We start from the raw sequence: 12,403 nt of genomic DNA, 5'->3' as shown, positions 1-12,403 counted from the left end.
CGACAAGGAGACCGACCATGACCGTTGCCCCCGAGGGCCGCCGCCTGCTGCGCGTCGAGGCGCGCAACGCCGAGACGCCGATCGAGAAGAAGCCGTCCTGGCTGAAGAACACCGCACGGATGGGCCCCGAGTTCCAGGAGCTGAAGTCGCTGGCCCGCGGCAAGGGCCTGCACACCGTGTGCGAGGAGGCTGGCTGTCCCAACATCTACGAGTGCTGGGAGGACCGGGAGGCCACGTTCCTGATCGGCGGATCCAAGTGCACCCGCCGCTGCGACTTCTGCGACATCGCCACCGGCAAGCCGGACCTGCTGGACGTCACCGAGCCCCGCAAGGTGGCCGAGTCCGTCAAGGAGCTGGGCCTGCGCTACGCGACCGTGACGGGCGTGGCCCGTGACGACCTCGACGACGGCGGCGCCTGGCTCTACGCGGAGACCATCCGCGCGATCCACACGCTGAACCCGAACACCGGTGTGGAGATCCTGATCCCCGACTTCCAGGGCAAGCCGGACCGGCTGCAGCAGGTCATCGACGCCGCGCCGGAGGTCTTCGCGCACAACGTCGAGACGGTCCCGCGCATCTTCCGCCAGATCCGGCCCGCGTTCACCTACGAGCGCTCCCTGGACGTCATCACCCAGGGCAAGGACGCCGGGATGATCACCAAGTCCAACCTCATCCTCGGCATGGGCGAGACGAACCAGGAGATCTACGAGGCGCTGTGCGACCTCAACGACGCCGGGTGCGACATCATCACGCTCACCCAGTACCTGCGCCCCTCCCCGCTGTTCCACCCGATCGACCGGTGGGTCAAGCCCGAGGAGTTCGTGGAGCTCTCCGAGATGGCCGAGGAGATCGGCTTCCTGGGCGTCATGGCCGGCCCCATGGTCCGCTCCTCCTACCGCGCCGGCCGGCTGTGGGCCCGCGCCATGGAGAAGTCGGGCCGGGCGATCCCGGAGCACCTGGCGCACATCGAGGACACCGGCAGCGCCTCCCAGGAGGCCTCCTCGCTCGTCCAGCGACTCCGCTGAGGTCCGGCGGGGCGCGGCCCCGCCCACCCGCTAAACTGGAGGACGGACCACGGCCGGGCGCCCTGACGCCCTGACGCCGCGGGTCCCCCGGAACACCGCCACCGCACCACAGGACGAGGTCTCACCGTGTCACCTTCCCACGCCAAGTCGCGCCCCGCGTCGCGATCCACCTCCCCCGGGAAGCCGGCGGGCAAGCCGGCCGGGAAGCCCACCCGGGCGCAGAAGCGCGAGGCGAAGAAGCAGCGGAAGGCGACCAAGGGGCCCGGCTTCCTCGGCCAGATCAAGCAGGTCTTCAAGATGACCCGCGAGGTCGAGCCCAACATCGGCTGGTGGATGCTGCTGATCGGCCTCGGGGTGCTGCTGGTCTTCCTGCTCATCGGCGCGCTCCTCGGCAACTGGATCACCGGGCTGCTCATCGGCCTGCCGTTCGCCCTGCTGGCCGCCTCCTTCTACCTGTCCCGGCGGGCCGAGCGCGCCGCGTTCGCCCGGATCGAGGACCAGCCCGGGGCCGCCGGCGCCGCGCTGTCCGCGCTGCGTCGCGGCTGGATCGTGGAGGACAAGCCGGCCGCCATGGACCCGCGCACCCGCGACCTCATCTTCCGGGCCATCGGCCGGCCCGGGGTGGTCCTCGTGACCGAGGGCCCCGCGGGGCGGGTCGACAAGCTCGTCGCCAAGGAGCGCCGCCGGATCGGCCCCGTGATCCAGAACGTGCCGATCCACGTCATCAAGACCGGCAAGGGCGAGGGGCAGGTCCCGCTGCGGGAGCTGTCCAAGCGGATGAAGAAGCTCGACAAGAAGCTCACCCAGCAGGAGGTGCAGACCGTGCACAAGCGGATCAGCACCCTGGGCAACCGCCTGCCGATCCCCAAGGGCGTGGACCCGATGCGCGCCCGCCCGGACCGCCGGGCCATGCGCGGCCGCTGAGCCGCAGGCCCCGCGTCACGCATCACGACACGCACGGAGCCCCCCGCCTTCCTCGGAAGGCGGGGGGCTCCGTCGTCGTGGTGCCGGGTGCCGCGCCCGGCGCTGCGCTCAGCGCGTGCGGACGAGGATCGTCTCTGCCGCCCGGTCGTGCAGGCCGCGCTGGTCCGGGTCGAACACGACCGCCGGGATCACGAGGCACAGCAGGAGGGAGCGGACCGCGGCGCGGGCGAACCCCGCCGGGCGACCCGCCAGCGCCTGCACCTGGAAGCCCAGGAGCAGGTGCCCGGGGGTGTGACCGGTCGCGCCGACCAGCAGCACGTTGAGCACGAACAGGAACGCCAGGGTCATCAGGCCCTGCTCGTTCCACTGGGGCACGAGCCACTCCGCGAGGCCCCAGCACAGGAACCAGTCCACCACCAGGGCCACGATCCGCCGCCCCACGCGTCCCACGGAGCCCGGCCCGTGCTCCGGTCGCCCGAGGCGCTGCCCCGGGTACTGCTGCCGGCCGGTCCCCGGTCCCTCGAGCCACGAGCCCACGTCACGTCTGTCGATCATCCCCTCAGGGTATCGGGGCGGGACTCCCCTAGACTGACGGGAGACCGTGGCTCCCCGGCGGTCCTCCGCGTAACACCGAGGAAACACCCGGGACACGGAGCCTTAATGCCCGGTCCGTAGCGTTGTCCCCGGAAACGGACGCCGCACGAGCATTCCCGGCACGGCGGTCCAGCCCACCTAACAAGGAGAACAGCACATGTTCCAGACACCCGAGGAAGTCCTCACGTTCATCAAGGACGAGGAGATCGTCTTCGTCGACGTCCGGTTCACGGACATGCCCGGCGTGCAGCAGCACTTCAACCTCCCCGCCAAGTCCGTGGACGACGACTTCTTCGAGCACGGGCAGCTGTTCGACGGCTCCTCCATCCGGGGCTTCCAGGGCATCGCCGAGTCCGACATGCAGCTCATCCCGGACCCGACGTCGGCCTTCGTGGACCCGTTCCGCGTCGAGAAGACCCTCGTGGTCACCTGCTCGATCGTGAACCCCCGCACCGGGGAGCCCTACCACCGCGACCCCCGCGGCGTCGCCGAGCGCGCCGAGGCGTACATGGCGTCGACCGGCATCGCGGACGTCGCCAACTTCGCCTCCGAGGCCGAGTTCTTCATCTTCGAGGACGTCCGCTACGACATCCAGCCGCAGGGCTCCTTCTACGCCATCGACTCCGACGAGGCCGCCTGGAACACCGGGCGCAAGGAGGAGGGCGGCAACCTGGGCAACAAGACCGCCACCAAGGGCGGCTACTTCCCGGTCTCCCCGGTCGACAAGCAGGCCGACCTGCGCGACGCGATGTGCGTGGCCCTGGACGAGGTGGGCCTCGAGGTCGAGCGCTCCCACCACGAGGTGGGCGCTCCCGGTCAGGCCGAGATCAACTACAAGTTCAGCACCCTCACCCGGGCGGCCGACGACCTGCAGAAGTTCAAGTACGTCATCAAGAACACCGCGGACGCCTTCGGCAAGTCGGCCACGTTCATGCCCAAGCCCGTCTACAACGACAACGGCTCCGGGATGCACTGCCACCAGTCCCTGTGGAAGGGCAGCGAGCCGCTGTTCTACGACGAGAAGGGCTACGCGGGCCTGTCCGACATCGCCCGCTGGTACATCGGCGGCCTCCTGGAGCACTCCTCGGCCGTGCTGGCCTTCACCAATCCGACGGTGAACTCCTACCGCCGCCTGGTCAAGGGCTTCGAGGCGCCGGTCAACATGGTGTACTCGCAGGGCAACCGCTCCGCCGGCATCCGCATCCCGATCACGGGCACCAACCCGAAGGCCAAGCGCCTCGAGTTCCGCGCCCCGGACCCCTCGTGCAACCCGTACCTGGCGTTCGCCGCCCAGCTGATGGCGGGCCTCGACGGCATCCGCAACCGCATCGAGCCGGCCGACCCGATCGACAAGGACCTCTACGAGCTGCCCGCCGAGGAGGCCAAGGACATCAAGAAGGCCCCGGCCTCGCTCGAGGAGGCGCTGCTGGCCCTCGAGGCGGACCACGAGTTCCTGCTCGCCGGTGACGTCTTCACCGAGGACACCATCCAGTCCTGGATCGAGTACAAGCGCGAGTTCGAGCTCAAGCCGCTGTCCGTGGTCCCGCACCCGCTGGAGTTCTCGATGTACTACGGCGTCTGAGCCACAGATTCGACCGTTGCACGGGGAAGGCCCCGGACCCCACGAAGGGGTCCGGGGCCTTCCCCGTGCCGCCGACAGTCCGACGACGACACCGTCGGTGGCCGCCGACGATGGCAGCCATCAGTGGCCGTAGAAGAGCCGCTCGAACACGGCGCGGGCCTTGCGGGTGGTGCGCAGGTAGTCCTCCTCGAGCCGGCCGGCGCAACCGTGGGGGTACCCGCACCAGCGGGCCACCGCCTCGAGGTCGGCCCGCTTGGCGGGCAGGGCGTCGGAGCGGCGCCCGGTCCGCAGGACGTTGCCGTTGCGCACCGCCGTGGCCAGCCGCCACGCGGCGGACAGGGCCAGGGCGTCCTCGGCGCTCACGAGACCGGCCTCCTCGGCGGCGTGCAGGGCCAACAAGGTGTTCGTGGTCCGCAGCCCCTGGATCCGGTGCCCGTGCTGGAGCTGCAGCGTCTGGACGAGCCACTCGACGTCCGAGAGCCCGCCGCGGCCCAGCTTCAGGTGCCGGGCCGGGTCCGCGCCGCGCGGCATCCGCTCGTTCTCCACGCGGGCCTTCATCCGCCGGATCTCCAGCAGCTGGCGCTCCGTGAACTCCGCCGGGTAGCGCAGCGGGTCCACGACCCGCCGGAACGCGTCGGCCAGCTCGTCGCTGCCGGCCAGGGGCAGCGCCCGGGTGAGCGCCTGGAACTCCCAGGTCTGCGCCCACCGGGCGTAGTACTCGGCGTAGGACTCGACGGAGCGCACCATGGGCCCCTGCTTGCCCTCGGGGCGCAGGTCGTTGTCGATCTCCAGCACGCGCTCCGCCACGATGGGCGGCGTGCAGGGCGCCTTGAGCAGCTGCACCATCCGCTGCAGCAGGGTCTCGGCCTGCTCCCGGGCCGCGGCGGGGTCCGCGTCCCCCACCGGGGCGTAGACGTACATGACGTCGGCGTCGGAGCCGTAGCCGATCTCCCGCCCGCCCTGCCGGCCCATCGCGACGACGAGGACGTCGGCGAGCCGGCCGGCCCGGTCGTAGACCTCCCGCTCGGCCACGTGCAGGGCGCCCAGGACGCAGACCCGGTCGATGTCGGACAGCGCCGCCACGACCTGCTCGACGTCGAGCAGTCCGGAGGTGTCCGCGAGCGCGACGCGCAGCTCCTCGCGGCGGCGGATGAGGCGGATCATCCGCACGGCCTCCCCGGGGTCGGGGTGACGGGCCATCTGGGCGCGGATCTCGCTCCATAGCGTCTCGAAGGACACCGGGCACAGCTCGTCGTCCTGGCCGAGCCAGGCGGTCGCCTCCGGAGAGTTCTCCAGCAGGTCGGTGACGTACCGGGAGCTGGAGAGGATCTGGCACAGGCGTTCGGCGGCGGCGTTCGAGTCGCGGAGCAGGCGCAGGAACCATGGGGTGGTCCCGAGGGACTCGGAGAGCCGCCGGAAGCCCAGCAGCCCGGCGTCGGCGTCGACGCCGTCGGCCAGCCAGGCCAGGAGCACGGGCAGCAGGGTGCGCAGGATCTCGGCCCGCCGGCTGACGCCGCGGGTGAGCGCCTCGATGTGGCGCACGGCGGCCTTCGGGTCCCGGTAGCCGAGCGCGGCGAGCCGGTCCCGCACCGACTCCGCCGAGAGCTGGGTGTCGGTCTCGGGCAGGTGGGCGAGCGCGGCCAGCAGCGGCCGGTAGAAGATCCGCTCGTGCATCCCCCGGACGCTGCGCTTGACCTTGCGCCACTCCTCGAGCAGCGAGTCGCCGGAGGGGCGGGCGGTGTCCGCGGCGCCGCGCAGGGAGCGGGCAATGACCGTGAGCTCCTGCTCGCCCCGCGGCATGAGGTGGGTGCGGCGCAGCCGGAACAGCTGGATGCGGTGCTCCAGGAGGCGCAGCCAGCGGTAGTGGGCGGAGAACTGCTCGCTGTCCCGGCGGCCGATGTAGCCGCCCTCGGAGAGCGCGGCCAGGGACTCGGTCGTGGCCTGGGTCCGGACCCGCTCGTCCGTGCGCCCGTGCACCAGCTGGAGGAGCTGGACGGTGAACTCGACGTCGCGCAGCCCGCCGGGGCCCAGCTTGATCTGGCGCTCGCCCTCGGCGGCCGGGATGTTGTCGGTGACCCGCCGGCGCATGGCCTGCACGGACTCGACGAAGCCCTCGCGCCCGGAGCTGCGCCACACGAACGGCTCGATGGCCTTGCGGTAGGCCGCCCCGAGCTCCGGGTCCCCGGCCACGGGCCGGGCCTTGAGCAGGGCCTGGAACTCCCAGGACTCGGCCCACCGTTCGTAGTAGCGCACGTGCGAGTCCAGGGTGCGCACGAGCGGCCCGTCCTTGCCCTCGGGCCGGAGGTTGGCGTCCACCTCCCACAGCGGGGGCTCCGCGCCGCGGGCCATGAGCGCCCGGGCGGTGCCCGTGGCGAGGGCCGTGGCGATGACGGTGGCCTCCGCCCCGTCCAGGGGCTCCGCGCCGTCCGGGTCCTCGACGGCCATGACGTGGACGACGTCGACGTCGGAGATGTAGTTGAGCTCCCGGGCGCCGCACTTGCCCATCCCGATCACGGCGAGCCGCACCCGGTCGACGGTCTCGGGGGCCCAGGTCCCCGCCGCCTCCGCCCGGGAGACGGCGAGCGCCCCCTCGAGGGCCGCGGCGGCCAGGTCGGCGAGCTGGCGGCCCACCGCGGGCATGTGGTCGGCGGGGTAGAGGGCCCCGACGTCCCGGATCGCGATGCGCGTCAGCTCCCGCCGGTAGGCCGCGCGCAGGGCGCTGCAGGCGGCGTCACCGGTCCCGGAGGCCACCGGGGTCCGGGCGGCGGGGTCCGCGCCGACCGCCGTCAGCAGCGCGTCGCGGAACTGCTCGCCGGGGATCTCCGCCGGCTCGGCGGCGGCGGGCTCCGCGAGCAGGTCCAGGTGCTCGGGGCGCCGGAGCAGGAACTCCCCGAGCGCCTCGGAGGAGCCCAGTAGCCGGAACATGGCCTCGGAGGCCTCAGGGCCGGCGTTGATCCGCTCGGCGAGCTCCGGGGAGCCCTCGAGGAGCCGGACGGTGAGCCGCAGGGCGACATCGGGCGAGGCCGCCAGGGCCAGACCCTCCAGCAGCCGGTCGAGGTCGACCTCGGCGAGCTCCGGGAAGCCGAGCCAGCGCTGGGCGTTGCCCGTGTCCGCGAAGCCGACCTTGATGAGACGGCCGGACGGGACGGTGCCCGCCGGGGCCGCGGACTGGGGAGGGTGTGTCATGGGACGGTCCGTCCGGGGTCAGAGGATGCCGAGGTTGTTCTTGAGCTCGAAGTGCGTGACGACCCGGCGGTAGTCGTTCCAGTCGCGGCGCTTGTTGCGCAGGAAGTAGTCGTAGACCTGCTCCCCGAGCAGCTCGGCCATGAACTCCGACTCCTCGGTCTCCCGGATGGCGTCGTACAGGCTCGAGGGCAGCGGGTTGTGGCCGAGGGCGCGGCGCTCCGCGGAGCTCATCGCCGCGACGTCGTCCAGCTCCACGGGCGGGAGCTCGTACTCGTTCTCGATGCCCCGCAGACCCGCGGCCAGCAGCGCGGCGTAGGAGAGGTAGGGGTTCGTGGCGGAGTCGATGCCGCGGTACTCGATGCGCGCGGCCTGCACCTTGTCCGGCTTGGACAGGGGCACCCGCACGAGCGCGGAGCGGTTGTTGTGGCCCCAGGACTGGTAGGAGGGGGCCTCTCCCCCGCCCCACAGCCGCTTGTAGGAGTTGACGAACTGGTTGGTCACCGACGTGAACTCGGGGGCGTGACGCAGGATGCCGGCGATGAAGTGCCCGGCCGTGCGGGAGAGGCGGAACTCGGACCCGGCCTCGAAGAAGGCGTTGGTGTCCCCCTCGAAGAGCGAGAAGTGGGTGTGCATGCCGGAGCCGGGGTGCTCGGTGAACGGCTTGGGCATGAAGGTCGCGTACAGCCCCTGCGAGAGCGCGACCTCCTTGATGACCGTGCGGAACGTCATGATGTTGTCGGCCGTCTGCAGGGCGTCGGCGTAGCGCAGGTCGATCTCGTTCTGCCCGGGGCCGGCCTCGTGGTGGGAGAACTCGACGGAGATCCCGACGGCCTCCAGCATGTTCACGGCCTTGCGCCGGAAGTCCTGCACCACGCCGCCCGGCACGTGGTCGAAGTACCCCTCGTGGTCCACGGGCGTGGGCCGGCCCTCGGCGTCGAGGTCCGCGGACTTCAGCAGGTAGAACTCGATCTCCGGCGCCGTGTAGCAGGTGAAGCCCATGTCCGAGGCCTTCTCCAGGACCCGCTTGAGCACCCCGCGCGGGTCCGAGGACGAGGGCTCGCCGTCCGGGGTGAGGATGTTGCAGAACATCCGGGCGGTGGGCTCCGTCTCGCTGCGCCAGGGCAGGATCTGGAACGTGGACGGGTCCGGCTGCAGGAGCATGTCCGCCTCGGAGACCCGCGACAGGCCCTCGATGGAGGAGCCGTCGAAGCCGAGCCCCTCCTCGAAGGCCGCCTCGACCTCGGCGGGGGCCAGGGCCACCGACTTGAGGCTCCCGACGACGTCCGTGAACCACATGCGCACGAAGCGCACGTCGCGCTCCTCGATGGTCCTGAGGACGAACTCCTGCTGACGGTCCATGGTTGTCTTCCTCGTCTTCCTGCCCGGGAGTGCTGTGCCGCCCGGGCACGCCTGCTGTCCCGCCCACTCTAACGCGCTGTCCCGCCGCGCCCGCCGGACCGGACGGCGCGGACGGGCGCGCCCGATAGGGTGGGGCCATGACCCAGGAGACACCCCGTCCGGCACCGGGCGCGCTGGACGTGCGCCGGGTGCGCACGCACCACCTGCGCGAGGCCAAGCGCCGTGACGAGAAGTTCACGATGCTCACGTGCTACGACGCCCTGACGGCGGCGATCTTCGACGCGGCCGGCGTCGACTCGCTGCTGGTCGGGGACTCCGCGGGCAACAACGTCCTGGGCCACTCCAGCACCCTGCCCGTCACCGTGGACGAGCTGCTGCCGATGTGCCGTGCCGTGTCCGGCGCCGTCGAGCGCGCGTTCGTGGTGGTGGACCTGCCCTTCGGCTCCTACGAGGCCTCCCCCGAACAGGCGGTGGCCACCGCGGTGCGCTTCCTCAAGGAGGGCGGCGCGCACGCGGTGAAGCTCGAGGGCGGGGCGTGGTTCGCCCCCCACGTCCGGGCCATGGTCCAGGCCGGGGTGCCCGTCGTGGCCCACATCGGCTTCACCCCGCAGAGCGAGCACGCCCTGGGCGGGTACCGGGTGCAGGGGCGCGGCGACGACGCGCGCACGCTCGTGGAGGACGCCCGCGCCCTCGAGGCCGCCGGGGCCTTCTGCCTGGTGATGGAGATGGTCCCGGCGGAGGCCGCCGCGGCCGTGGACGCCGCCCTGGAGATCCCGACCGTGGGCATCGGGGCCGGGCCCGCGACCACCGGCCAGGTGCTCGTGTGGCAGGACATGCTGGGGCTGCGCCGGGGCCGGATGCCGCGCTTCGTCCGGCAGTACGCGGACCTGCACGGGGTGGTCTCCGACGCCGTGGGCCGCTACGTCGAGGACGTGCGCTCGGGGGCCTTCCCGGCCCCGGAGCACGGCTTCTGAGCCGCCGCGCCCGGCGCACCGTTCCGGGGCGCCCCGGCCGTCGGGGTGCTGCGCCCGCGGCGGATCAGCCCTCCTCGAAGGCGCGGTCCTCCTCGTCCCACTGCCGGGTGCGCTCCGCGGCGAGCTTCAGCGCGTTCTGCGCCTCCTCGCGCGTGGCGTAGGGCCCGAGCAGCTTGCGGTAGTCCGACTGCGGGCCCTCCTCGACCTGGTGGGTGTAGGTGTTGAACCAGTACTCGGCCATGACCTCTCCTCTCGACGGCCGCCGGGCCCCGGTGACCGGACCGGCCCCGTGCCCGGCGCGCTAGGGTAGATCCTAGGCCCGGACCGGCCCGGACGGGGCCGGCCCACCCGATCCAGGAGGTCCAGACCCCCGTGCCCACGCACAACCTCACCGCTCCCGCCCCCGGCGGCACCGCCCCCGTCGGCGCCCTCGCCCCCGGCGCCGTGACCCCCGGCCGGCCCGTGCCGGCGTCCATCCCCCGCCCCGAGTACGTGGGCCGGGCGGAGCCGGACGAGGGCCGCGGCGGCAACGTCTACACCCCGGACGAGATCGAGCTCATCCGCGCGGCGGGCCGGATCGCGGCGCGCGCCCTGCAGGAGGCCGGCCGGGCCGCCGTGCCGGGCACGACCACGGACGAGCTCGACCGGATCGCCCACGAGTACCTGTGCGACCACGGGGCCTACCCCTCCTGCCTGGGGTACCGGGGCTTCCCCAAGTCCATCTGCACGTCCCTCAACGAGGTGATCTGCCACGGCATCCCCGACTCCACGGTGCTGGAGGAGGGCGACATCATCAACCTGGACGTCACGGCCTACAAGGACGGCTTCCACGGCGACACCAACCGGATGTTCCTGGTGGGCGAGGTCGACGAGCAGTCCCGCCTGCTGGTCGAGCGCACCGAGGAGGCCCTGAACCGGGCCGTCAAGGCCGTCCGCCCGGGCCGGGAGATCAATGTCATCGGCCGCGTCATCGAGAAGTACGCCCGGCGCTTCGACTACGGCGTGGTGCGGGACTTCACCGGCCACGGGGTGGGCCGGGAGTTCCACTCCGGGCTGATCGTCCCCCACTACGACGCCGCGCCGTCCTACTCCACCCCGATGGTCCCGGGCATGGTCTTCACGATCGAGCCCATGCTGACCCTGGGCACGATCCAGTGGGAGCAGTGGGACGACGACTGGACCGTGACCACGCGCGACCGGCGGCGCAGCGCGCAGTTCGAGCACACCATGGCCGTCACCGAGGACGGGGCGGACGTCCTCACCCTTCCGTAGGCCCTGCCGTAGACTGCCCACTGATCATCCGACCACGGCCCCACGAGAGGACCGCCCCATGACCACACCAGACCGCGACGTCGCCGCCGTCCCGAACCGCCGCGTCATCGGCATCGACTTCGGCGGCACCGGGACCAAGGGCGGGATCGTGGACCTCGACACGGGCGAGCTCGTCGGCGAGCGCTTCCGGATCGCCACGCCCCGCCCGGCCACCCCCGAGAAGGTCGCGGAGGTGATGCAGCAGATCGTCGCGGAGCTGCAGTCCCGTCCCGAGGCTCCCGCTCCCGACTCGCCCGTGGGCATCGTCTTCCCGGCGATCATCAAGGAGGGCGTGGCCCTGTCCGCGGCGAACATCGACAAGTCCTGGATCGGCACGGACGTCGACGGCCTCATGACCGAACGGCTCGGCCGTCCGGTCGAGGCCCTCAACGACGCCGACGCCGCGGGGCTGGCCGAGGCCGTCTACGGCGCCGGACGGGGCGTCAAGGGCCTGGTCATCGTGATCACCCTGGGCACCGGGATCGGCTCCGCCCTGATCCTCAACGGCAAGCTCGTCCCGAACGCCGAGCTGGGGCACCTGGAGATCGACGGCCACGACGCCGAGACGAAGGCGTCCGCCGCCGCGCGCGAGCGCGAGGACATGCCGTGGAAGAAGTGGGCGACCACCCGCCTGCAGCGCTACTTCAGCCACGTGGAGTTCCTGTTCTCGCCCAACCTGTTCGTGGTCGGCGGCGGGGTGTCGAAGAAGGCGGAGAAGTTCCTCCCCTTCATCGAGCTGCGCACGCCCGTGAAGGTCGCCGAGCTCCGCAACAACGCCGGGATCGTGGGCGCCGCCCTGTGGGCCGGCATCCCGCACGCGCCCGAGAGCTGAGCCCGGTCCGACGACGACGCCCGGTCACCTCCGCGAGGAGGTGACCGGGCGTCGTCGTGACCGGGCGGGAACGATCCGGCCGGGGGCAGAAAAAAACCCGCCGGGGGCCGCGGCTTCCCCTCCGCAGCCCCCGGCGGGAGCTTGTTGTGGACCCCACTCTACGGTCCTCATCCGGCCTGCGGCAAGGGACACGCCGGGACGTGGCGGCCGGAGCCGGTGCACCGCACGGGCGGGTCGTCAGAGCAGCCTCGGCTGGGACACGCCCTCGAGGCCCTTGCCCCGCGGCCGCCGGCCGCTGCGCTTCCGGGCGGCGCCGATGGGCTCCACGGTGGCGGGGATGGTCTGCTGCCCGGTCTGCTCGGCCTGCTGCCGGCGCAGGAGGTCGATCGCCTCCTCGAAGTCCCCCAGGCCGTCGAAGGCCTGGTAGACGCTGGCGAAGCGCAGGTACGCCACGACGTCCAGCCGGCGGAGCGGGGCCAGGATCGCGAGCCCCACCTCGTGCGCCTCGATCTCCGCGGCGCCCAGCGCCCGGATCGTCTCCTCGACCTCCTGGGCGAGCATCGCGAGGTCGTCCTCGCTCACCGGCCGCCCCTGGCAGGCCTTGCGCACCCCGTTG

General features: G+C 72.2%; 11 protein-coding genes. 6 read left to right on the top strand and 5 right to left on the bottom strand.

What is annotated here, in order from left to right; genetic code table 11:
* Positions 1 to 17 precede the first annotated feature (17 nt).
* Together lipA and H488_RS31250 are read left to right on the top strand one after the other, a co-directional pair.
* Positions 18 to 1,025: a lipoyl synthase gene (lipA, locus tag H488_RS31255; RefSeq protein WP_017834152.1), complete on the top strand. Its 1,008-nt coding sequence runs from the start codon at positions 18 to 20 to the stop codon at positions 1,023 to 1,025.
* Between the two features lie 126 nt (positions 1,026 to 1,151).
* Complete coding sequence (locus H488_RS31250) at positions 1,152 to 1,949, top strand: DUF4191 domain-containing protein (RefSeq protein ID WP_017834151.1); 798 nt, start codon at positions 1,152 to 1,154, stop codon at positions 1,947 to 1,949.
* A 108-nt stretch (positions 1,950 to 2,057) separates the two neighbouring features.
* Here H488_RS31250 and H488_RS31245 read toward each other — a convergent pair whose 3' ends face one another.
* A complete protein-coding gene (locus H488_RS31245; protein WP_017834150.1) occupies positions 2,058 to 2,504 on the bottom strand; it encodes an RDD family protein in 447 nt (148 codons plus the stop codon).
* A 196-nt stretch (positions 2,505 to 2,700) separates the two neighbouring features.
* On the opposite strand from H488_RS31245, the gene glnA (H488_RS31240) reads away from it, so the two are divergent.
* Positions 2,701 to 4,125 (top strand): type I glutamate--ammonia ligase, encoded by a 1,425-nt coding sequence (gene glnA, locus H488_RS31240; protein WP_017834149.1) that lies wholly within the window; start codon positions 2,701 to 2,703, stop codon positions 4,123 to 4,125.
* A 120-nt stretch (positions 4,126 to 4,245) separates the two neighbouring features.
* Here glnA (H488_RS31240) and H488_RS31235 read toward each other — a convergent pair whose 3' ends face one another.
* Complete coding sequence (locus tag H488_RS31235) at positions 4,246 to 7,311, bottom strand: bifunctional [glutamine synthetase] adenylyltransferase/[glutamine synthetase]-adenylyl-L-tyrosine phosphorylase (RefSeq protein ID WP_017834148.1); 3,066 nt, start codon at positions 7,309 to 7,311, stop codon at positions 4,246 to 4,248.
* Between the two features lie 18 nt (positions 7,312 to 7,329).
* Complete coding sequence (glnA, locus tag H488_RS31230; RefSeq protein ID WP_017834147.1) at positions 7,330 to 8,670, bottom strand: type I glutamate--ammonia ligase; 1,341 nt, start codon at positions 8,668 to 8,670, stop codon at positions 7,330 to 7,332.
* 137 nt (positions 8,671 to 8,807) lie between these two features.
* Between glnA (H488_RS31230) and panB the strand changes: the two genes are divergently transcribed.
* The gene (panB, locus tag H488_RS31225; RefSeq protein ID WP_017834146.1) at positions 8,808 to 9,644 is read left to right on the top strand and encodes a 3-methyl-2-oxobutanoate hydroxymethyltransferase; all 837 of its coding nucleotides are present in this window, start codon (positions 8,808 to 8,810) and stop codon (positions 9,642 to 9,644) included.
* Between the two features lie 64 nt (positions 9,645 to 9,708).
* Here the strand turns inward: panB and H488_RS37190 are convergent, their stop codons facing one another.
* A complete protein-coding gene (locus H488_RS37190) occupies positions 9,709 to 9,885 on the bottom strand; it encodes an SPOR domain-containing protein (protein ID WP_017834145.1) in 177 nt (58 codons plus the stop codon).
* 131 nt (positions 9,886 to 10,016) lie between these two features.
* Here H488_RS37190 and map point away from each other — a divergent pair, with 131 nt between their 5' ends.
* Positions 10,017 to 10,916 carry a type I methionyl aminopeptidase gene (gene map / locus H488_RS31220; RefSeq protein WP_017834144.1) on the top strand — a complete coding sequence of 300 codons (900 nt, stop codon included), beginning with the start codon at positions 10,017 to 10,019 and terminating at the stop codon, positions 10,914 to 10,916.
* Positions 10,917 to 10,974: 58 nt separating this feature from the next.
* A complete protein-coding gene (gene ppgK, locus H488_RS31215) occupies positions 10,975 to 11,787 on the top strand; it encodes a polyphosphate--glucose phosphotransferase (RefSeq protein WP_017834143.1) in 813 nt (270 codons plus the stop codon).
* 237 nt (positions 11,788 to 12,024) lie between these two features.
* Here the strand turns inward: ppgK and H488_RS37185 are convergent.
* On the bottom strand, positions 12,025 to 12,403 hold a 379-nt coding region (locus H488_RS37185), incomplete at its 5' end, for an ATP cone domain-containing protein (protein WP_017834142.1).

The sequence above is a fragment of the Kocuria sp. UCD-OTCP genome (genome assembly GCF_000349605.1).
Lineage (GTDB): Bacteria > Actinomycetota > Actinomycetes > Actinomycetales > Micrococcaceae > Kocuria > Kocuria rosea.
The sequence above is the reverse complement of the archived record's forward strand: the minus strand, read 5'-3'. Positions and strand labels throughout refer to the sequence as shown.